At 59.7% G+C, this 21,554-nt stretch carries 20 protein-coding genes and 1 tRNA gene; 13 read left to right on the top strand and 8 right to left on the bottom strand.

Annotation, left to right across the window (positions count from 1 at the left end; all coding sequences use genetic code 11):
* Nucleotides 1–34: 34 nt before the first annotated feature.
* The 3 genes from DBQ51_RS04095 to DBQ51_RS04085 all read right to left on the bottom strand — a co-directional run bounded on the left by DBQ51_RS04095 (nt 35) and on the right by DBQ51_RS04085 (nt 2,670).
* The gene (locus DBQ51_RS04095; RefSeq protein WP_107630846.1) at nt 35–472 is read right to left on the bottom strand and encodes a dipicolinate synthase subunit A N-terminal domain-containing protein; all 438 of its coding nucleotides are present in this window, start codon (nt 470–472) and stop codon (nt 35–37) included.
* A gap of 101 nt (nt 473–573) precedes the next feature.
* Complete coding sequence (locus DBQ51_RS04090; protein ID WP_107630845.1) at nt 574–1,443, bottom strand: DegV family protein; 870 nt, start codon at nt 1,441–1,443, stop codon at nt 574–576.
* A 27-nt stretch (nt 1,444–1,470) separates the two neighbouring features.
* Nucleotides 1,471–2,670: a M24 family metallopeptidase gene (locus DBQ51_RS04085; protein ID WP_054326859.1), complete on the bottom strand. Its 1,200-nt coding sequence runs from the start codon at nt 2,668–2,670 to the stop codon at nt 1,471–1,473.
* A 320-nt stretch (nt 2,671–2,990) separates the two neighbouring features.
* On the opposite strand from DBQ51_RS04085, the gene cls reads away from it, so the two are divergent.
* Genes cls through DBQ51_RS04070 form a run of 3 tightly spaced genes read left to right on the top strand, consistent with a single transcriptional unit; the run spans nt 2,991 to nt 5,763 of the window.
* The gene (gene cls / locus DBQ51_RS04080; protein WP_159068064.1) at nt 2,991–4,517 is read left to right on the top strand and encodes a cardiolipin synthase; all 1,527 of its coding nucleotides are present in this window, start codon (nt 2,991–2,993) and stop codon (nt 4,515–4,517) included.
* 29 nt (nt 4,518–4,546) lie between these two features.
* Nucleotides 4,547–5,308, top strand: a complete 762-nt coding sequence (locus DBQ51_RS04075) for a threonine/serine exporter family protein (protein WP_054326861.1) — start codon at nt 4,547–4,549, stop codon at nt 5,306–5,308.
* Nucleotides 5,305–5,763: a threonine/serine exporter family protein gene (locus tag DBQ51_RS04070; RefSeq protein ID WP_107630844.1), complete on the top strand. Its 459-nt coding sequence runs from the start codon at nt 5,305–5,307 to the stop codon at nt 5,761–5,763. Before DBQ51_RS04075 ends, DBQ51_RS04070 begins: the two co-directional genes overlap by 4 nt.
* Nucleotides 5,764–5,800: 37 nt before the next feature.
* On the opposite strand, the gene DBQ51_RS04065 is transcribed toward DBQ51_RS04070, so the two are convergent.
* Both DBQ51_RS04065 and DBQ51_RS04060 read right to left on the bottom strand, forming a co-directional pair.
* Nucleotides 5,801–6,124, bottom strand: a complete 324-nt coding sequence (locus tag DBQ51_RS04065) for a permease prefix domain 1-containing protein (RefSeq protein ID WP_054326864.1) — start codon at nt 6,122–6,124, stop codon at nt 5,801–5,803.
* Entirely contained in the window at nt 6,111–6,461 is a 351-nt protein-coding gene (locus tag DBQ51_RS04060) for a PadR family transcriptional regulator (protein ID WP_054326865.1), read from the bottom strand. Before DBQ51_RS04060 ends, DBQ51_RS04065 begins: the two co-directional genes overlap by 14 nt.
* A gap of 242 nt (nt 6,462–6,703) precedes the next feature.
* Here DBQ51_RS04060 and DBQ51_RS04055 point away from each other — a divergent pair, with 242 nt between their 5' ends.
* Entirely contained in the window at nt 6,704–7,198 is a 495-nt protein-coding gene (locus tag DBQ51_RS04055; RefSeq protein WP_054326866.1) for a COG2426 family protein, read from the top strand.
* A gap of 50 nt (nt 7,199–7,248) precedes the next feature.
* On the opposite strand, the gene DBQ51_RS04050 is transcribed toward DBQ51_RS04055, so the two are convergent.
* On the bottom strand, nt 7,249–8,691 hold the full coding sequence (locus DBQ51_RS04050) for a nicotinate phosphoribosyltransferase (protein ID WP_107630843.1): 1,443 nt from the start codon (nt 8,689–8,691) through the stop codon (nt 7,249–7,251).
* A 251-nt stretch (nt 8,692–8,942) separates the two neighbouring features.
* On the opposite strand from DBQ51_RS04050, the gene DBQ51_RS04045 reads away from it, so the two are divergent.
* The 8 genes from DBQ51_RS04045 (at nt 8,943) to argF (ending at nt 17,360) form a co-directional block, all read left to right on the top strand.
* Nucleotides 8,943–10,196 (top strand): argininosuccinate synthase, encoded by a 1,254-nt coding sequence (locus DBQ51_RS04045; protein WP_054326868.1) that lies wholly within the window; start codon nt 8,943–8,945, stop codon nt 10,194–10,196.
* 67 nt (nt 10,197–10,263) lie between these two features.
* Complete coding sequence (argH, locus tag DBQ51_RS04040; protein ID WP_054326869.1) at nt 10,264–11,655, top strand: argininosuccinate lyase; 1,392 nt, start codon at nt 10,264–10,266, stop codon at nt 11,653–11,655.
* A gap of 17 nt (nt 11,656–11,672) precedes the next feature.
* Nucleotides 11,673–12,146, top strand: coding sequence for a YbjN domain-containing protein (locus tag DBQ51_RS04035; RefSeq protein WP_054326870.1), 474 nt, complete (start codon nt 11,673–11,675; stop codon nt 12,144–12,146).
* Between the two features lie 16 nt (nt 12,147–12,162).
* On the top strand, nt 12,163–13,083 hold the full coding sequence (argC, locus tag DBQ51_RS04030; RefSeq protein ID WP_107630842.1) for an N-acetyl-gamma-glutamyl-phosphate reductase: 921 nt from the start codon (nt 12,163–12,165) through the stop codon (nt 13,081–13,083).
* Nucleotides 13,084–13,142: 59 nt separating this feature from the next.
* Entirely contained in the window at nt 13,143–14,351 is a 1,209-nt protein-coding gene (gene argJ / locus DBQ51_RS04025) for a bifunctional glutamate N-acetyltransferase/amino-acid acetyltransferase ArgJ (protein ID WP_107630841.1), read from the top strand.
* Between the two features lie 26 nt (nt 14,352–14,377).
* On the top strand, nt 14,378–15,250 hold the full coding sequence (gene argB / locus DBQ51_RS04020) for an acetylglutamate kinase (RefSeq protein ID WP_054326871.1): 873 nt from the start codon (nt 14,378–14,380) through the stop codon (nt 15,248–15,250).
* A 16-nt stretch (nt 15,251–15,266) separates the two neighbouring features.
* Complete coding sequence (locus DBQ51_RS04015) at nt 15,267–16,448, top strand: aspartate aminotransferase family protein (protein ID WP_054326872.1); 1,182 nt, start codon at nt 15,267–15,269, stop codon at nt 16,446–16,448.
* Nucleotides 16,449–17,360, top strand: coding sequence for an ornithine carbamoyltransferase (gene argF, locus DBQ51_RS04010; protein ID WP_107630840.1), 912 nt, complete (start codon nt 16,449–16,451; stop codon nt 17,358–17,360). It begins immediately after the preceding gene.
* A gap of 45 nt (nt 17,361–17,405) precedes the next feature.
* Here the strand turns inward: argF and DBQ51_RS04005 are convergent, their stop codons facing one another.
* Nucleotides 17,406–19,160: a [FeFe] hydrogenase, group A gene (locus tag DBQ51_RS04005; RefSeq protein WP_107630839.1), complete on the bottom strand. Its 1,755-nt coding sequence runs from the start codon at nt 19,158–19,160 to the stop codon at nt 17,406–17,408.
* Complete coding sequence (locus tag DBQ51_RS04000) at nt 19,154–20,986, bottom strand: NAD(P)-binding protein (protein ID WP_107630838.1); 1,833 nt, start codon at nt 20,984–20,986, stop codon at nt 19,154–19,156. Before DBQ51_RS04000 ends, DBQ51_RS04005 begins: the two co-directional genes overlap by 7 nt.
* Nucleotides 20,987–21,256: 270 nt before the next feature.
* On the opposite strand from DBQ51_RS04000, the gene DBQ51_RS03995 reads away from it, so the two are divergent.
* A tRNA-Pro gene (locus tag DBQ51_RS03995) sits at nt 21,257–21,332 on the top strand.
* The last annotated feature ends 222 nt before the right edge of the window (nt 21,333–21,554 follow it).

The following is a 21,554-nucleotide window of genomic DNA, read 5'->3' as shown; positions in this document are numbered from 1 at the left end:
CAGCCCCGGGCGCAGCGATGCGCCTGGGGCTGCTTTACTGTTCGCGGCGGCGAACCGGCCTATAACCAAAGGAAACAGGTACCGCGTTGCGTATCGCAAGCTCGTCGCGGGATAAGTAGTCCAGCAGGCGCAGGTCGTTCTGCACGGCGCGGGCGTGTACCCAGAACGGGACCGAGCCGGCAAGGGCAAGCGTACCCGCCGGAATCGCGTCCAGGATATCCGCGAGCGGGTGCGGGGCGTTGGAGAGCGGGGCGTTGAGTTGAGCGTCGCCATGCTGGATGGGAAGCGGCAGGATCACCGCCTGTACGTCCGCAAAGCCGGCGCGGGGGTCGCTGACAGCGGCGCAGCCCTCGACGGGGCGCCGTTCAAGCGCATAGGTGCGCACCGTGTGGCCGTCGGCGCGCAGCAGGGAGGCCAGATAAGCCTGCCGTACGTCGCCGCCGACGACCGCAAGGGTCGCCGATTGATTCATAAGAAAAACCTCCTTCAGGGCAGTCTATGCCAGCGGGGGAGGCGTTGTTATCCCGCGCGGGGCAGGAAAAACGGCCTGTCCCGTGGGATAGGCCGCAGCGCTTATTCCGGTTTTCTGTCGCCGCCAAAGAAAAAGGAGGTCAGCACGCCAGGGCCGGTGTGCGAGCCGATGACCGTGCCGATGTAGCGGATGTCCGAGCGGACGCCGTGCGCGTCGAGCAGCGCGGCAAGTTGGCGGGCGTCTTCCAGACAGTCGCCGTGGCAGATGCGCACAACCTGGTTCCGGTCGGTCATCTCGCGCAGCGTCCGTTCCGCGAGGTAGGAAATAGATTTCTGCCGGCCGCGGACCTTGCAGCCGACGCCGAGTTTACCCGCATAGTCAACCCAGATGACCGGCTTGATGCCAAGCAGCCCGCCAACCACGGCCGAGGTCTTGCTCAGCCGCCCGCCGCGGTGCAGGTGGCCCAGGTCGTTGACCGTGATCAGATGGATCACATGCAGCCGCATCTGCTCCACCGCGGCGGCAGTCACCTCGATGGTGCATCCGCTGTCGCGCATTTCACGGGCTTTATCGACCAGCAGGTATTCGCCGCCGGTCGCGGAGAGGGAGTCGATGCAGATGATTTTGCGCGCGGGGAAAAGCGGGGCAAGCTCGTCGCGTGCCATGCAGCCCGCGTGGAACGTACCCGAAAGGCCGGAGGAAAAGCCGATGTACAGCACGTCCTGCCCGGCTTCCAACGCGGTGCGGAAAAGGGTTAGAAACGTTTCCAGCTTTGCCTGCGAGGTGACGGGCAGTTTCCCCTCCCGCAGCAGGTCGTAAAACTGGTGGAATGAAACGGTCTGCCCACAGTCCTCCTCAATGGTGCGCCCGTCAATCGTAAATGCGAGCGGCGCGCAGCCAATGTCGTTCTGTGAAAAGTAGGCGGCGGTCTCATCGATGGTCGAATCGGTGATAAGAGCGAATGGATACATAGCAGAACTCCTTGCTTTGCGGCCGGATCAGCCGTTGATTTCAAAGGGGGTGTCGCACGCGCCGGTTAGCGAGCGGGCGGGACCGTCGGAGACGACCTCGTAGGTATTTTCGCAGCCAACCAGACCGACCCCCTCCAGGGCGATCTTTGGCTCGACCGCGAACGTCATGCCGGCGCGGATCGGCTCGTCGAAGCCCCTGGCGAGGACGGGCGATTCGTCCATAGTCAGGCCGATCGAGTGTCCGAAGAACCTGCAACCGCTCATAAAGCCCGCGCGGAACGCGGGGTCAACGCAGGCGCACAGCTTGCCATATACCTCGGATGGCACCGAACCGGGACGCAGCATGGCGGCAGCCTCGTTCTCGAGGAATACACATTGTTCGCGCGCGGCACGGATCAGCTTGCTCTGTGGATGCTTGGAGAGGGAACCGTAGAAAAACACAATGCTTTTATCCGTATGGTAGCCCCGATAGCCGTTCGGTATGTCAAGCAGCACAATATCGCCCTCGCGCAGGCGCCGCTCGGAGGAGCCGATGGATTTCATGGCGATACAGGTGCCGGCCGTACCGGTGGGGCTGTCCAGACCGCAGCCGGCCAGACTGTTTTCACTGAAGCTGGCTACGCCGAGCACATCGTCTGCAATCGCCTGGTTGAAGCGGGAAATACCCATCGAACCTCGCTCGAGCAGAACCGTGCTGACCTCGCTGCACAGCCGCGCCTCGCTAATGCCATCCCGCAGCAGGACGGGGGCGATCTCCTCCAGCGCGAAGCGGTGCAGGGCGCCGGACTGGCGCATGCAGTCCAGCTCATAGGCGCTTTTGACGGCCCGCAGGCCTGCGAGGACGCCGTCCACTGGCTGCGGCTGCGTAAAGGGTAAATATTTCTGCAACATAGAAAGTTTTTGCAGCGTCATGGTGCGCGCGGCGACATAGACACGGTCGGGGATGGCGGGGAACGCCTCCGCAACCGTGCGGAAGCTGCTCAGCGGACGGATATCCGCAAAAGCGGATTCGCGTTTGGCACATTCGAATGAACGGCGGACGAACAGCACCGCTTGGTCGGGCGTGACGATGAGCGCGCCATCCTGCATGGTGCCGGTGAAGTAATAAAGATCGATCTTGTTGTCCAGAATGGTCATGGACCACGCGGGATCGTGCTGTGCCAATGCTGCGCGCAGTCGGGAAAGGCGGGCGTTCAGCTCGCCGGCAGGCACGGGGGTATGTGGCATTTGTGTTCCTTCCTTTGCTTATGTTGGTTCTGGGGTGATGCGGGCTAGCGGCATGCCTTACGGCGGCGAAGATACACGCATGGGAAAAAGGCGGCTCGGCCGCTTTGCGGCGCTATTATATCACAGCGGCCAGCACTTATTCGCCTGAAGTGACCGCAAAGTGCTGCTGGTGGTATAATGAAGTGAAATTAATGTATAATAGCCGCTTTGCGGCTATTATACCATAGTTTTTCCGGCTGGGCAATGCGTGCGCATTGACTTTTGCGGAATGGTGCGATATGATGCTATACAGGAAAGTTTATGGAGAAAGGAGTCGGGTTATGCGCAGAATTTTGGGACGGATCCTGGCGGACCGGCGTGTGGTCGGCGGCCTGCTGCTGGTTGCGCAGCTGGTGATCGTCATGTACAGCGTGGGCTGGATGAGCGGGCGCTGGCTGTGGGCGCCACGGATATTGACCGTGCTGAGCGTCATCATCGTGATCTGGCTTGTCCGTAAATATGATAACCCGACCTATAAGATCAGCTGGATCATCGTTATCCTGCTGCTGCCGCTGTTCGGAGGCCTGTTTTACCTGCTGTGGGGCAACACGCCGTTTAACCGCGCGCGCACTCAGCATAAGTACGAACCGCAGCCGCCGGATTTCACCGAATACCGCCTGATGCCGGCGACCGAGGCGCTCGCACAGGAGGATCCGCGCCACGCGGCGCGCGCCCGTTATATCACTGCGCTGGACGGCATGCCGGCCTGGACCAACACCGAGGCGCATTATTTCCGCGTGGGCGAGGATATGTTCGCCTCCATGTGCGAGGAGCTGTGGCAGGCGCATAAATTCATTTTTCTGGAGTATTTTATCATTGAGGAAGGCATCATGTGGAATACCATCCTCGATATCCTGCAGGAAAAGGTGCGCGAGGGCGTGGATGTGCGCATCCTGTACGACGATGTGGGTTCGATCGCCACGCTGCCGCAGAACTACGACCGCTTCTTGGCTTCACTCGGCATCCGCGCGGTGCGCTTTAACCGCTTTATCCCCACGCTCAACACCTACCTTAATTACCGCAACCACCGCAAAATGATGATTATAGACGGGAATGTGGGGTATATGGGCGGCATCAACCTGGCAGATGAATATATCAATGAGAAGGTGCGTTTTGGCCACTGGAAGGATACCGGCATCATGCTGCGGGGCGAAGGGACGGTCAACATGACCTCGCTGTTCCTGCAGATGTGGGAATATGTGACCGGCGAGCCCGTGCCGCCGCTCAACGCCTACCTGCCGACGATGAAAATGCCGGAGGACGGCTATGTCCAGCCGTTCGCGGATTCGCCGCTTGACGATTTGAACGTCGGCGAATCGACCTACCTGCAGATCATCCACAACGCGCGCGATTACGTCTATATCACGACCCCGTATCTGGTGTTGGATAACGAGATGATCACGGCGCTGACCATCGCGGCGCAGTCCGGCGTGGATGTGCGGATTCTGACGCCGGGGATTCCGGATAAAAAGCTGGTCTATATGATTACGCGCTCCTATTACCAGCAGCTGCACCGCGCGGGCGTCAAGATCTATGAATACCGCCCAGGCTTCCTGCACGCGAAGTGCATCGTATCGGACGATGATACGGCGGTCGTCGGAACGATCAATATGGACTTCCGTTCCTTTTTCTTGCATTTTGAGTGCGCGACCTGCTTTTACAACAGCTCGGTCGTGCATGCGGTCAAGCAGGATATTTTGGAAACGATCAATGTGAGCCGGCGCATTGACGACGCCTGGCTGCATAAGGTACCTTGGCTGCGGTCTATCGTGGCCAGTGTGCTGCGGCTGTTTGCGCCGCTGCTGTGACCGGACGCCGGCAGAGTGAAGGGGCTGAAATGGAACAACGGGAACAGGTTTTGTGCGCGATCCTTGACGCGGGTGAGCTGCTGCTGACCGCAGGGGCCGAGGTGGCGCGCGTGGAGGACACGATCCGCCGTATGGCACAGGCATATGGCTTTGGCAGGGTGGATGTGCTGACCATCACGGCCAGTATGATCGTCACGGCGCAGGCAGAGGACGGCGCGGTTCTGACGCAGACCCGCCGCATCCTGCGGCGGGAAACCGATATGCGGCGCATCGAGGCGGTGAACGCGCTTTCGCGTGCGGTCTGCGGCGCGCCGCTGCCGCTGGAGGAGCTGCGCGCGCGGGTGGAAGCGATTCGGACCATGCGGGACGATATGCCGTGGCGTATCCCGCTGGCATATTTGGTTATTTCCGGCTCGTTCGCCGTGTTTTTCGGCGGTTCGGTGCGGGATGGTCTGGCGGCGATGCTGTGCAGCATGGTGCTGTACGCGATCGGGCGCATGGGGGCGCGTATTGCGTTACAGCCGCTGGTGCTGACCGTGTTGAGCGCGGCCGCGATGTGTCTGGCCGCGGTGATAACCGTGGAAGCCGGATTGGGGCAGGCATTGGATAAGATTATTATTGGAAACATTATGCTGCTGATACCGGGGATCGCGCTGGTCAATTCGCTGCGCGACATGATCGTGGGCGATACGATCAGCGGCCTGCTGGGAGCGTGTGAAGCGCTGCTGCGCGCGATTGCGATTGCGGCGGGCTGCGCACTGGTGCTGCTGCAGCTGGGAGGTGCGGTATGACCGGGGAAATGGCGGTGCAGGTCGGCATGGCAGCCGTGGGTGCGCTGGGCTTCGGCCTGCTGTTCCATATTTCAGGAAGCCGGCTGGTGACCATCCTGCTCGGCGGCGCGGCAAACTGGGGGTTTTACCTGCTCGCCCTGTGGGCTTATGAGGACCGCGTCGCCGCGTTTTTTGCCGCCGCGCTCGCGACAGCCGCCTTGGCGGAGGTATTGGCGCGCCTGCTCAAAACGCCGGTCCTGACGCTGCTGGTGCCGATGCTCGTGCCGCTCGTCCCGGGCGGCGACCTGTATTATACCACGCTGGCGCTTGTCCGGGGGGATATGGCGGCGTTTGCGCAGTATGGCAGCCTGGTGCTGAAGGAGTCCGGTGCGATCTCGTTCGGGGTTATCCTGATTGCCTGTGCAGTGCAGACGCTGCTCAAGCTGCTCGCTCTGGCGCGGGAGAAAAGAATATGAAAAAAGCGTTCTGCGACCGGTCCGTGCAGAACGCTTTTCAAATTTGGAGCTGCAGCAGAAGATAGACCACACAGGCGGCGATCGCCGCCCAAACCAGGCCCGTGGCGATCAGGCAGCAAAGATAACGCGGCGGAAAGCGGGCGTGCCGCAGGCTACGCCCGAGCGCGTCCGGATCGCCGAGCATGCGCACCGCCAGCTCGACCGCCTCCGCTTCGTTGAAGCCGCGGTCGTTTTGCAGATATTCCATGCGCGTCAGTAGATGGTCGGTCAGCTCGCGCCGCACCCGTGCGCGGTACGGCGGCCAAAGAAGATGGGCGCATACGCGGTCCAGAAACAGGCTGATGCGCTCATTTGGTGACACACGCCTCACCCCCGACCACCTTGCCGAAGCTTTTACAGAATTTTTCCCACTCGCGTCGGCACCGCGCGAGTGTTTTGACGCCTTGGCGGGTGAGCTGATAATACCGGCGCAGCCGCCCCGCCGTGGATTCCCTTTCGTAGGAGCGCACCTCGCCGCGCTCTTCCAGGCTGTGCAGGATGGGGTACAGGGTCCCCTCGTTCATGGAAAAGGTCTGGTCGGAACGGCATTCCAGCTCGCGGATGATCTGGTAGCCGTATTTGTCTGCGTCCTCCAGCATGGCGAGGACGAGCAGCGTATTACTGCCGGGGAAAGGAGAGTCGTTTTTTCTGCGGGGCATGGAAAACCGCCTCCAAATACCTTTTTTATCGATGTATCCACAGTATACATCCGGCGGCAGGAGAGTCGTTTTTTCTGCGGGGCATGGAAAACCGCCTCCAAATACCTTTTTTATCGATGTATCCACAGTATACATCCGGCGGCAGGGGCTGTCAAATGTAAAATTTTTTTAAGGTATTGCTCTTTTTCGGTTTTTAGGGTATCATAAGCAATAGTTTGCAGGCTTTGGAGGATGGAAAACCGATGTTTGATAGTTTGTTTCAATGGCTGCTCGGCGCTGGCCGCGAGCTGGCTGTTGTTATCATCTCCATGGTTCCTCTGGTGGAATTGCGCGGCGCGGTGCCTCTGGGCGTTATGGCGGCGGGCATGCCGTGGTACGAGGTGCTGCCGTTGGCCTATCTGGGCAACCTGCTCCCGATTCCGTTCGCGCTGTTTTTCGGGGAAAAGGTATTGGACTGGGTGGGGACGCTCAGGCCGTTTACCGGCTTCGTCACCCGCTACAAGGCGAAGCTGGAAAGCAAAAAGGATCAGGTTACCAAGTATGCGCGGATCGGCCTGTTCCTGTTCGTCGCGGTGCCGCTGCCAGGGACGGGCGCATGGTCGGGCGCGCTGATCGCGACGCTGCTCGAAATGCCAAAGGGGAAAGCGCTGCTCTCCATTGCGGGCGGCGTCGTGGCGGCGGGGCTTATCATGCTGGTTGCCTCCAATGGCGTGCTGGGCGTGGCGAGCCTGTTTTGAAAGCGAAAGCAAAGAGCCTCCCGTGAGGGAGGCTCTTTTTGCATTTCGGTTTAAATACGGCAGGATTCCAGCAGCTCGTGCTTGCAGTCCCAAAGCCTGCGGGACAGATCGACGAAATAAGTCTGCGGGTTCTCGAAGCGCTTGATCTCTTCCCAGAGCGTGTCCAGCTCGGCAAGGCAGTAACTGCGGATGTCGCTGATCGCCGGATTCTGGTAAACGCATTTGCCGGCCTGGAACAGCTGCACGCGCAGCGGGCGCACGGTATAATCGGACACCACGCGCTGCTTCCAGGTATGGATGGGGTCGAACAGCACATAGGGGAGGGCGGCGTCGATGACCTCGTCATGGATTGTGATAACATCGCCCAGCGCCTTGCCGGTCGCTTTGTCAAACAGGCGGTATACCTGCTTGAAGTGTGGGGTCGTGATCTTTTCCACGTTTTCGGAAACCTTGATCTTGGGGACGATCTCTCCCTGCCCGTTTTCCACGGCTGCGAGCTTGTATACGCCGCCGAACACCGGTTCGGATTTGGAAGTGATCAGCCGCTCACCGATGCCGAAGGAGTCGATTTGCGCGCCCTGTACCAGAAGGTCGCGCACCAGGTATTCGTCCAGCGAGTTGGAGGCCATGATCTGCATATCCGGAAAACCCGCCGCATCCAGCATTTTACGCGCCTCGATCGAAAGGTAGGCGATATCGCCCGAATCCAGACGGATGCCGCGCGGGCGGATCCCGTACTCGCTGACCATTTCCTGCGCTACACGGATCGCGTTCGGAACGCCGGATTTGAGGACGTTATAGGTGTCGACCAGAAAGACGCAGTTGTCCGGATAAATGTCCGCATAGGCCTTGAACGCCTCGTATTCGCTGTCGAACATCTGCACCCAGGAATGCGCCATCGTGCCGCCCGCGGGGATCTTGTAATCCCGATCGGCCAGCACGCACGCCGTCCCCTGACAGCCGCCGATATAAGCGGCGCGCGCGCCATAGATCGCGCCGTCGTAGCCCTGCGCGCGGCGGGAGCCGAATTCGAGCACGGTGCGCCCCTGCGCGGCGCGGGTGATGCGGCTGGCCTTGGTGGCGATCAGCGTCTGATGGTTGATGGTGAGCAGGACCATGGTTTCCACGAACTGCGCCTGAATCATGGGACCGGCCACGGTGACAAGGGGTTCGCCGGGGAAAACCGGCGTACCCTCCGGCACGGCCCATACGTCGCACGCGAATTCAAATTCGCGCAGGTAATTGAGAAAGGATTCCGAGAAGCAGCCGCGGCGGCGCAGGTAGGCGATATCCTCCTCGGTGAAATGCAGGTTTTTGAAATAGTCGATCAATTGTTCCACGCCCGCCATGATGGCGTAGCCGCCGCCGTCCGGCACGCGGCGGAAGAACATGTCGAAATAAGCGCGGCGGTCGGCGATGCCTTTTTCAAAGTACCCGTTCGCCATTGTGAACTCGTAAAAGTCGGTCAGCATGGTCAGATTTTTTTCGGTCATTGCGAAAACGCCCCTTTGCGCATGGATGCCATGCGCTTTTATTCAATCCGTGCATCTGTCTTGACACAGTGCATTTATAGTTATAATAGTACGTTTTTGCGCAAAGTGCAAGACTTTCTTTCGGAATATCGATTCACAATATGAATAAATATTCACTATATAAAATAATTATAAATTTTTCTTGCCAAATGCAGGGATAGGGGGTATAATGGAAAAGTCAAAAAAACGACGGATTACGGAGGTAAGCAGACATGGAAAGGAAATATAACAAGGTTGTACTGGCCTATTCGGGCGGTTTGGATACTTCGGTGCTGATTCCGTGGCTCAAGGAGCATTACGGCTGCGAGGTCATCGCGGTTTCCGGCAACGTGGGCCAGGGTACCGAACTGGACGGGCTGGAGGAAAAGGCGCTCAAGACCGGCGCGTCCAAGCTGTACATCGAGGACTTGACCAAGGAGTTCGTGGACGACTACATTATCCCCACCATGAAGGCGGGCGCAACCTATGAGCAGTATCTGCTTGGCACCTCGTTCGCGCGTCCGATCATCGCCAAGCGCATCGTTGAGATTGCGCTGCAGGAGGGCGCGGACGCGATCTGCCACGGCTGCACGGGCAAGGGCAACGACCAGGTGCGTTTCGAGCTGGCGATCCACGCGTTCGCCCCGCAGATGGACATTATCGCGCCGTGGCGCTTCTGGGAACTGAACAGCCGCGAGAAGGAGATCGCCTACGCGGAGGCGCATAACATCCCGCTCAAGATCAACAAGGAAACCAACTATTCCAAGGATAAGAACCTGTGGCACCTGAGCCATGAGGGCCTCGACCTTGAACTGCCCTCCAACGAGGCGCCGATCAATAAACCGGGCTTTCTCGAACTGGGAGTTTCTCCGGAGATGGCGCCCGATAAGCCGACCTACGTTACCATTCATTTCGAAAAGGGCGTACCCACCGCGGTGGACGGCGAGGAGCTGGATTCGGTTGCAATCATCGAAAAGCTCAATAAGCTCGGCGGCGAGAACGGCGTGGGCATCCTGGATATCGTCGAGAACCGCCTGGTCGGCATGAAGAGCCGCGGCGTATACGAGACGCCGGGCGGCGCGGTGCTGTATGCGGCGCACCAGAAGCTGGAGGAGATCACGCTCGACAAGGAGACCGCGCACTACAAGGCGCAGGTCGCGATGAAGTTCGGCGACCTGGTCTACAACGGCCAGTGGTACACCCCGCTGCGTAAGGCGCTTTCGGCGTTCGTCGATTCCACGCAGGAGACCGTTACCGGCGACGTCAAGCTCAAGCTGTACAAGGGTAATATCATTCCGGCGTCCGTCACCTCGCCGTACAGCCTGTACTCCGAGGATATGGCCACCTTTAACGAGGACGACTGCTACGACCAGGCGGATTCGGCCGGCTTCATCAACCTGTTCGGCCTGCCGCTCAAGGTGCGCGCGCTCAACGACCAGATGCTGTACAAAAAGACCGGCGAGCATTTCCCGTCGGTTGAAAAGTAAGAAAGGATATCGTGGGGCGGCATGTCCGAACGTGCCGCCCTGCGGGTGTTTTGTGAGGTAACGAGATATGGCAAAATTATGGGCAGGACGGTTTCAAAAGGAAACCGATCTGGTGGTAAATGACTTTAATTCGTCCATCCTGTTTGACTGCCGTTTATATAAGGAAGACATCACCGGTTCGATCGCGCATGCGACCATGCTGGGCAGGCAGGGCATCATCGAGCCGCACGAGGCGGAAAAAATCGTCGAAGGGCTGAAGGGAATCCTCAAGGATATCGAGGAGGGGAATGTGGAGTTTTCTCTCGATTATGAGGATATCCACATGAATGTCGAGCAGCTTTTGACCGAGCGCATCGGCGACACCGGCAAGCGGCTGCATACCGGACGCTCGCGCAACGACCAGGTCGCGCTCGATATGCGCCTGTACGTCAAGAGCGAAATCCGCGAGATCATCACCATGATCTGTACGTTTATGAAAGCGCTCGCCAAAAAGAGCCGCGAGAACTTGGACGCGGTCATGCCGGGCTACACGCACCTGCAACGCGCGCAGCCGACCACGTTCGCACACTACATGATGGCCTATGCCAACATGCTGAAGCGCGATATCACCCGCCTGCAGGATTGCTACGAGCGCATGGATGAAATGCCGCTCGGCTCGGGCGCGCTGGCATCCACCACCTATCCGATCGACCGCGAGTTCGTCCGGCAGCAGCTCGGCTTCAAGCGGCTGACCGATAACTCGCTCGACGGCGTATCCGACCGCGATTACTGCGTGGAGCTGCTCTCCGCGCTATCTATCCTGATGATGCACCTGTCCCGCCTGTCTGAAGAGATCATCTCCTGGTGCTCATGGGAGTTCAAGTTCGTCGAACTGGACGACGCGTATTCCACCGGCTCGTCCATCATGCCGCAGAAGAAGAATCCGGACGTGTGTGAGCTGATCCGCGGCAAGACCGGCCGTGTGTACGGCAGCCTAACCACCATGCTGACCGTGCTCAAGGGCCTGCCGCTGGCATACAATAAGGATATGCAGGAGGACAAGGAGGCTGTGTTCGGCGCGATCGACACGGTAAAGCAGTGCCTGGAGGTGTTCACCCCCATGTTCTCCACCATGACGCTGCGCCGCGACAACATGCGCAAGGCAGCTTCCGCAGGCTTCATTAACGCAACAGACTGCGCGGACTACCTGACTAAGAAGGGCATGCCTTTCCGCGATGCGTACAAAACGGTCGGCCGGCTGGTCAACCAGTGCATCAAGGCGGATGAAACGCTGGAAACCATGACCATGCGCGATTTTGCCGCGATCTCCAATAAATTTGGGGATGATGTTTACGACGCGCTCGACCTGCGTACCTGCGTGGCTGAACGCAAGGTGATCGGTGGTCCGGCACCGCAGGAGGTCGCCCGCCAGATCGACAAGATCGAAAAGTTTATCGCCGATGTGGAAAACGAAACATAAACAGATGAGGATTTTGTATGTATATTGAGGATATCGCACAGGTATATGAAGAAGAGGAGTTGAACTTCGCCACCGACGAGGAGGAGCAGCGCATCCGCTTCAAGATGAACACCAAGGTTTCGCCGGACGTGTCGTTCACCGCACGCATTGTCAACGAAACGACCGCGCTGTTTACCACGATCCTGCCGATGAATATTCCGGAAGCTAAGCGGGACGCGGTCGCTCTTTACCTGAATCGGGCGAACTGGGGGCTGCTGCTGGGCAATTTTGAGATGGACCCGAACGACGGGGAGCTTTGCTATCGGGTGGCGGGCTGCTTTGAGGAAAACGAGCCGCTGGCGGACGAGATAGTCCGGCGCATGACTTATGTGGGCTTCAACATGTTTGATAAATATGTTCCTGGCGTATTCGCCATCGTATACGGCAATAAGGGGCCTGTGGAAGCGTACGAGGAGATCGAGGCCGCGGAGCGCGAGGCGCAGGCGGAATGAAAACGGAGAAAGACGGATGAAACCAAAGGTTTATATCGACGGCAGAGAGGGTACCACCGGCCTGCAGATCTATGAACGGCTGGGGGGGCGGGACGACCTCGAGCTGCTGCTGATCGACGAGGACAAACGCAAGGACACCGAGGAGCGCCGCAGGTTCCTCAATGCGGCCGACATCGTATTCCTCTGCCTGCCGGACGCGGCGGCGCGGGACGCGGTCAGCTTGATCGAGAACGAAACGACCCGCGTAATCGACGCTTCGACCGCGCACCGCACCGAGCCGGACTGGGATTATGGCTTTGCAGAGCTGTCCAAGGCGCACAGGGCTGCGATCGCGGCCTCCAAACGGGTGGCGAATCCAGGCTGCCACGCGAGCGGGTTTATCTCCTCGGTGTATCCGCTGGTCGCGCGGGAGGTGGTACCCGCGGATTTTGCGTTCACCTGCTCGTCGCTGACCGGCTACTCGGGCGGCGGGAAAAAAATGATCGCAGAATACGAGGATGAAAACCGCGACCCGCGGCATGCCTCCGAGCGGATTTATGGCCTGAACCTGCAGCATAAGCATCTGCCGGAAATGGAGTATGTCTGCGGCCTGACCCAGCCGCCGGTATTTGTGCCGGTTGTGGGCGATTTTTACAAGGGCATGGCGACGACGGTCATGCTGCCCAGCGTGGACGCTCGCCGCGTACAGGAAGCGCTGGAAGCGCACTACGAGGGGCAGCGGCTGGTCACGGTCGCTCCGTTCGGCGGGGACGAGCCGGTTATATACGCCAATACGCTCGCGGGAAAGGACAGCCTGAGGCTGATCGTATGCGGCCATGCGCGGCAGGCGATCGTGACCGCCCTGTTCGACAATCTCGGCAAGGGCGCGTCGGGCGCGGCGGTGCAGAACATGAATATCATGCTGGGTCTGGACGAAGCCACGGGATTGACGGTATAATAAAAACAGCGTATCCTATCTATTTCGCGCCGCTTCGGGCGGTAAGGAGAAATGCAGCTATGAAAATTATTGACGGCGGCGTGTGCGCCGCAAAGGGCTTTACCGCGGGCAGCATCCGCAGCGGCATCAAGGACAGCCGCGCGGACGACGATACCGCGATTATCTTCAGCGCGTGCGAGTGTACGGCCGCGGCGACCTATACGATGAACCGCGTCAAGGCCGCGCCCCTGTATGTGACGATGGAGCATCTGGAAAACGGCGTGGCGCGCGCGATCGTCGCCAACGCGGGCAACGCCAACGCCTGCGCGCCGGACGGAATGGAAAACGCCCGCCGCATGGCCAAGGTCGCGGCGAAGGTGCTCGGCGTGGACGAGGACGACGTGGTCGTCGCCTCGACCGGCGTGATCGGTCAGCGCCTGCCGGTTGAGTGCATCGAGCAGCACCTGCCCGAAATTGTGCTGGACGGAAACGGCTCGGAAAAGGCGAACCGCGCCATCATGACGACCGATACCAAAACCAAGACTGCGGCGGTCGAGTTCACCATCGGCGGCAGGATCTGCCGCATCGGCGGTATCTGCAAGGGCAGCGGCATGATCCATCCTAACATGGGTACCATGCTGTCCTTCCTGACGACCGACTGTGCGATCACACACGAAATGCTGGCCGAGGCGTTGCAGGAGAACGTGCGCAAGACCTATAACCGCGTCACGGTGGACGGGGACACCTCCACCAACGACATGTGCGTGGTGTTGGCCAACGGACAGGCGGGCAACGAGCTGATCGAGTGGCAGGACGAGGAGTATCAGGCGTTCTGCAAGGCGCTGAACGAGGTCAACACCCGTCTGGCACGCCAGATCGCGGCGGACGGCGAGGGCGCGACCAAGCTGGTGACCTGTACGGTCAAAAACTCCCGCTCCGAGGAGGCGGCCGAGCGGCTGGCCAAGGCAGTCGTGGGCTCCAACCTGGTCAAGGCGGCGATGTTCGGCGCGGACGCCAACTGGGGCCGCGTGCTGTGCGCGATGGGCTACTCCAAGGCGCCGTTCCGGCCGGAATATGTGTCCGTGGCGTTCGAGTCCGTGGCGGGCCGCGTGGCTGTGTGCGAAAAGGGCGCGGCGATCGATTTTGACGAGGCGCTTGCCAAGCAGGTACTCTCGGAAAGCGAGGTTACCATTCAGGTGGACGTGGGCGAGGGGACAGACTGCGCGACCGCGTGGGGCTGCGACCTGACCTATGATTATGTGAAGATCAACGGCGATTACCGGACCTGATAATAAACGAAGAGGAACGAGACAAGATGGATACACAACTGGATGCAGAGCTGCGGGCCAAAATACTGGTTGAAGCGCTGCCGTTTATTCAAAAATATTACGGGCAGACGGTCGTCGTCAAATACGGCGGCAACGCCATGATTAATGAGGAACTGAAAGACGCGGTCATCCACGACCTTGTGCTGCTCAACCTGGTCGGCGTCAAGGTGGTCGTGGTACACGGCGGCGGGCCGGAGATCTCGGATATGCTGAAAAAGATCGGCAAGGAGTCCCGCTTTGTCAACGGCCTGCGCTACACCGACCGCGAGACCATGGATATCGTGCAGATGGTGCTGTGCGGCAAGGTCAACAAGGATTTGGTGACGCTGCTGGAAAAGGCGGGCGGCCGCGGCGTTGGCCTGGGCGGCATGGACGGCGGCATGTTCCAGGCAAAACGCCTGACCGATCGTACCGGTACGGATTACGGCTATGTAGGCGACATCGTCGAGGTCAATCCGGCGCCGGTGATCGATATGCTGGAAAAGGGCTATATTCCGGTCGTCTCGACCGTCGCGCAGGGGATCGACGATGAAACCAATTACAACATCAACGCGGATACCGCGGCCTGCAAGCTGGCGGTCGCGCTGGGCGCGAAAAAGCTCATCCTGCTGACCGACGTGCGCGGGCTGATGCTCGATCCGGAGGACGAGTCGACGCTGCTGCGCTTCCTCAAGGTTTCCGAGGTACCCAAGCTCATGCGCGACGGCGTTATCAAGGGCGGCATGATCCCCAAGGTGGACTGCTGCGTCGAGGCGGTGCGCAAGGGCGTGGAAGCGGCCAATATCCAGGATGGGCGCGTCAAGCACTCCATCCTGATCGAATTATTATCCAAAGTGGGCGTCGGTACGATGTTCCAGTGAGAAAGAAGCGAGGAAAATGACCTACCAAGAACTCAAGGCCGAGGAAAACAAATATGTGATGAACACCTACGGCCGTTTCCCGATCGCGCTCGACCGAGGCGAGGGCGCGACGGTATGGGATGTCGAGGGCAGGAAGTATATCGACCTGGCCTCGGGCATCGGCGTCAACTGCATGGGCTACAATAACCAGATCATCATTGACGCGATCACCGCACAGGCGCACAAGCTGATGCATGTTTCCAACCTGTTCACGACCGAGCCTATGGTATGGGCTGCGAAAAAGCTGGTGGAGAAAACGCATCTGAACGGCAAGGTGTTTTTTGCCAATTCGGGCGCGGAGGCGAACGAGGGCGCGATCAAGCTGGCGCGCAAATATTCGTTCGACAAGTACGGCGAGGGGCGTTACAAGATCGTCACGCTCGTCAATTCCTTTCATGGCCGCACGGTGACCACGCTTAAGGCCACCGGTCAGGACCGTTTCCATAATTATTTTTTCCCGTTTACCGAGGGCTTTGATTACGCGGAGGCAAACGACTTTGATTCGGTCCGCCGCAAAGCGGACGATATGGCGTGCGCGGTCATGCTCGAACTGGTGCAGGGCGAGGGCGGCGTGCTACCGCTCGATCCGGCGTTTGTCAAGCAGGTCGAGGCGCTTTGCCGCGAAAAGGACCTGCTGCTCATCATCGACGAGGTGCAGACCGGCGTCGGCCGCACGGGCAGCCTGTTCTGCTTCCAGCAGTACGGCATCCGTCCGGATGTCGTCACGATGGCCAAGGGGCTGGGCGGCGGCCTGCCGGTCGGCGCGGTGCTGGCCGCGGAAAGCTGTGCGGGCGTGCTGACCCCCGGTACGCATGCGACGACCTTCGGCGGCACGCCCATCGTGTGCGCCGCGGTGAATGCGGTTCTCGATACTGTAGGGGAGGGGCAGTTCCTCGCTGCGGTCAGGGAAAAGGGCGAGTACCTGAAAAACGGCATCCTGTCCATTGGCTCCCCCAGCATCCATGGCGTGCGCGGCATGGGGCTGATGTTGGGCATCATTGTGGACGAGGGCAGGCACACGGCCTTTGCCAATAAACTGATTGAAAAAGGCGTGCTTGCGATCACGGCGGGCAAAAACGCGGTGCGCCTGCTGCCGCCGCTGACCATATCCAGGGAAGAAATGGATGAGGCGCTGACCATTATGAAAGAGGTGTTTTAATTGAAGCATTTGCTCAAGCTGCTCGATTGCTCGACCGAGGAGATTATCGGTCTGCTCGACCTGGCCGACCAGCTTAAATATGAAAAGAAGCATAATATCTCCCACCGTCATCTGGAGGGCAAAAGCCTGGGCATGATCTTCCAGAAGTCCTCCACCCGCACCCGCGTCTCGTTCGAGACCGGTATGTATCAGCTCGGCGGACAGGCGCTGTTCCTCTCCAACCGCGACCTGCAGATCGGCCGCGGCGAGCCGGTGCAGGATACGGCGCGCGTGCTGTCCCGTTATCTGGACGGCATCATGATCCGCACCTATGAACAGAAAGAGGTCGAGGACCTCGCGGGCTACGGCACCATCCCGATCATCAACGGTCTGACCGATTTCTGCCATCCCTGCCAGGTACTGGCCGACCTGATGACCATTCGCGAGAAGTTCGCGGTACTCGAAGGGCTGAAGATGTGCTACATCGGCGATGGCAACAACATGGCCAACTCCCTGATCGTCGGCGGCCTCAAGACCGGCATGAAGGTATCGGTTGCCACCCCCGAGGGCTACCGTCCCCATCCGGAGGTCATGGCGTTTGCCAGCGCCAATCCGGATTTCTCCATCACGGACGACCCGATGAAAGCCGCAGAGAACGCGGATGTGGTCATCACGGACACCTGGGCCTCCATGGGCATGGAAGCTGAAAAGGAAGTGCGCATGCAGGCGTTCCAAGGCTATCAGGTGAACGACGAGCTGCTCGCCGCCGCTAAGCCCGGCTGCATGGTGCAGCACTGTCTGCCCGCCTACCGCGAGCAGGAGATCACGACCAAGGTGTTTGAGGAGCATGCGGACGAGATCTTTGAAGAGGCGGAAAACCGTCTGCACGCGCAAAAGGCGGTCATGGTCACGCTTATGGGCAGTCGGGAATAAATAAAAAAAGAATGCGCGCCGCTTTTAGCGGCGCGCATTCTTTTTTTATCGGTTTTGCGGCATTTGCCAGGCAAAATGGTTGCAATGGAGCAGGCGCTCGGCCTTTTCCGAGCAGGGTTCGCCGAGCTCTTCCCGATACAAAGCCTGTACCGCGGGGTTCTCATGTGAGAAACGCAGATCGGCGTGCCGGTCGAGGTCATATAGCACATTTCCGCGCCAGACCGCCTTCTCGCGGTCAGTTCCGTCGATCGGCTGGCCGCCGCCGCCCGCGCAGCCGCCCGGGCAGGCCATGATCTCGACAAATTCGTACTTCACCTCGCCGCGCTTAAGCGCGTGCAGCAGGTGGCGCGCGTTGGCCAGACCGCTTGCGACCGCGCAGCGCAGGGGGATGCCGGCGAGGTCAAAGGTCGCTTCGCGCCAGCCGCCGCGGGTAATATTGCCGCGCACGTCGTGGAACGCGTCGGCCGGCGGATTTTCGCCGGTGGCAAGGAAATAGGCGGAGCGCAGAGCAGCCTCCATCACGCCGCCCGTTGCGCCAAAGATCACGCCGGCACCGGTACCATCGCCCAGCGGCGAATCAAACGGGGATTCGGCGAGCACGGGTACGTCGATATGCTCGGCGCGCACCATGCGCGCAAACTCGCGCGTGGTCAGCACCAGGTCGACATCCGGACCGGCGGCGGTGGACTGCATGCCAGGCAGCTCGCACTCCGCTTTTTTCGCTACGCAGGGCATGATGGAAACACTGAAGATCTTTTCCGGAGCAAGGCCGAGGCGTTTTGCCAGCCAGGTTTTGCTGACCGCGCCGAACATCTGCTGCGGGGATTTTGCCGTGGACAGGCGTCCGGTCAGCTCGGGGTATTGGGACTTGAGGAACCGCACCCAGCCGGGGCAGCAGGAGGTGAACATCGGCATGTCGGAAAGGTCGCCGTCCCGCAGACGGTGCAGCAGCTCGGTACCCTCCTCCATGATAGTCAGATCAGCGGAGAACGTTGTGTCATAGACATATTCCGCGCCCATTTTGCGCAGGGCGGTAACCAACTGGCCGATGGTCGCCGTGCCGGTGTCCATGCCGAACGCCTCGCCCCAGGCCGCGCGGACAGCGGGCGCGATCTGGACGACTGTGACCTGGTCCGGATCGGCGAGCGCAGAAAATGCCTTGGCGGTGTCGTCCCGTTCGCGCAGCGCGCCGGTTGGGCAGTGGGTGATGCACTGGCCGCACAGCGAGCAGTCCGCTTCTTTGATGAAACGATTGCCGGAAACGTCAATGGTCGTGCGGGCGCCCGAACCGCTGACATCCCAGATGGAAAGCGACTGCACCTTGTCGCAGACCTGTACGCAGCGCATACATTTAATACACTTATTAACATCGCGGAACAGGGGGAATGTGGTGGTCCATTCCAGCTTTTTCCCGCGCGCAAGATCGGCGGGGTAGGGGATGTTCAGAACGCCCAGGTCGGTCGCAACCTTCTGTAGCTGGCAGGTGCCGGAACGCACGCAGGTCGCGCATTTATTGTCGTGCTGTGACAGGATCAGCTCGACGTTGGTGCGGCGCGCCTGGCGGACCCGCGGCGAGTTGGTATGGATGACCATACCATCGCGCACCACGTTGTTACAGGAGGGAACGAGCTTGCCCTCGCCCTCGACCTCGACGCAGCAGACGCGGCAGGCGGAGATCTCGTTCAGGTCTTTGAGATAGCACAGGCTGGGGATTTCGATATCGACGCTGGCTGCGGCGTCCAGGATTGTCGTTCCGGCGGGAACCGAAACCGGAATATCATTGATCGTAAGGTTTACCATTTGGACGTCCGCCCTCCTTTAAAGATGCCATAGCCGAAATGGTCGCAGCGCAGGCAGCGCGAGGTCTCCTGCTGGGCTTCCTCTTCGGTCATGCCGCATTTGACAAGCTCAAAATTATCGATGCATTCCGCGAGCGGACGGTTCTTTAATTCCACGCGGCCACAGGCGGGGGAGTTGGTCAAATGGGCGGGCGGGATGTCCACATCGACCGTGATGACATGGTGGTATCCGAGATGCTGGTCGATATTAGCGGCCGCGACCTTGCCGGCCGCAACCGCGCGGATAACGGTCGCGGGGCCGGTGACCGCGTCGCCGCCCGCAAACACATGGGGCGTGTTGGGTACGAAAGCGTCGGACTCCGCCTGAATCTTGCCGCGGACAACAGGGGTGACCTGCTCGAACGGCTTTGCGTCAATCGCCTGGCCGATGGCAACGATAACAATATCGCAGGGGATGCGGAACAGCGGTTCCCGCGCGTTTTTCGGGCGCGGACGCCCATCCGAGCCATACTCGCTGATGATCTGCGGGCGGGTCCAAAGCGCGGTAACATGGCCGTTCTCGTCCGCTTCGATGTGATCGGGCGCCTGCAGGGGAAGAATCTGGCAGCCCTCGCTCTGCGCGTCCTCGATCTCCTCCGCGAGCGCGGTCATATCGGCGACGCGACGGCGGTAAATACAGGTGACGGATTCCGCGCCCAGCCGGATGGCGGTGCGGGTGGCATCCATCGAGACGTTGCCGCCGCCGACCACGCAGACGCGCTTGCCCTTGAAATCAGGTGCGCGGCCCTCACCGATATCGCGCAGAAGCTGGACGGCGGCGTATACGCCCTGGCTGTCCTCTCCCTCGATACCAAGCTTTTTGTCGTTATGCGCGCCGATAGCGATATATACCGCGTCGAACTGCTCCTCAATATCGGAGAATGCAATGTCGCGGCCGATGGAGGTATCCGTATGTACCTCGATGCCGGTGGACAAGATAAAGGAGATGTCCGCGTCCAGCTTCTCCTGCGGCAGGCGGTAGTCGGGGATGCCGTAGCGCAGCATGCCGCCGAGCTGCGGCCGCTGGTCGTATACCACCACCTGATGCCCCATCAGAGAAAGGAAATAGGCGGCGGAAAGCCCGCCGGGGCCGCCGCCGATCACGGCGATGCGCTTGCCGGTGGACGGGGCGCAGGGGGGCGGCGTTTTGCCGGTCGCGTGGTCGCAGGCAAAGCGTTTGATACCGCAAATATTGACCGCGTCGTCCACCATGCGGCGGCGGCAGCGCGCCTCACAGGGATGCTCGCAGACATAGCCGCAGACCGTGGGGAACGGGTTGTCCTTGCGGATCAGGCGCACCGCGTCGTCATACCGGTGCGCGCGAACCAGGGCGATGTAGCCGGGGATATCCACGCCCGCGGGGCAGAGGGCTACACAGGGGACCGGCTGGTTCAGGCCGAACAGGCAGCGGCCATGCTCCACATGCGAGAGATAGTCCTCGCGGAAGCCCTGCACGCCCTGCAAAACCATGCGCGCGGCTTCGTAACCGATCGCGCAGTCTGCGGTATCTTGGATAACGCGGGCGGTTTTTTCGATCAGGTCAATGGTTTCGACCGTGGCGGTGGAGTCAAGTACGCTTTCGAGAAGCGAGGTGAGCTGGCCGAGCCCGATGCGGCACGGAACGCATTTGCCGCAGGTCTGTGCATGACACAGGCGAAGGAACGAGAGCGCCATATCGACCGGACAAAGGCCCGGGGGGCTTGCGCTCAGACGACGCTCAACATCACGGTACAGGCTTTCGACAACTGTCTGCGCGCGGCCAGGCGTCTCGATGGATAATCTGCTCAATTTACATCCTCCCTCGATGAATATTTTATACACACATACAATTGAATCATAGACCAACTGCAGAGAAAAGTCAACTGCGAAACCGATACCGCGCAAAAAACTGAAAATACCGGACGCATAGCTCAAGGTGGGGAAAGGGGGATTGTCGTAAAATCGAGGATAGGAAAGGGAAGAAACTCGTTTTTGCGCAAAGCGAAAGCTCTTGACAGGGAAGACCGATATTTGGTATACTTTTTATCAGAGTATCTTAGTATAACAGAATTTCACTATCCGGGTGTAGCGCAGCTGGTAGCGCGCCTGCTTTGGGAGCAGGATGCCGCAGGTTCGAATCCTGTCACTCGGACCACCTTTCTTAGAAAAACCGCCTAAATGGGCGGTTTTTCTGCGTTTTGAGTTCTGTTTTTGCTCTTTTGGAGATTGATGCTTATGGGGGATTCAAGGTGCTAAAAAGCGGCGGAAGCATGGGCGAGGATAGCCGCCGAAACCGCCAAATCCCTAACCTATCCCTAATTAGCATGACTGCCGCATTTTCATTTCAGATACAACGAATTCTTGAGTTTTTTGTCTA

The sequence above is a fragment of the Agathobaculum massiliense genome, from assembly GCF_900291975.1.
Taxonomy (GTDB): Bacteria; Bacillota; Clostridia; order Oscillospirales; family Butyricicoccaceae; genus Agathobaculum; species Agathobaculum ammoniilyticum.
Note: the sequence above shows the minus strand (reverse complement) of the source record. Positions and strands in the feature narration are given on the sequence as shown.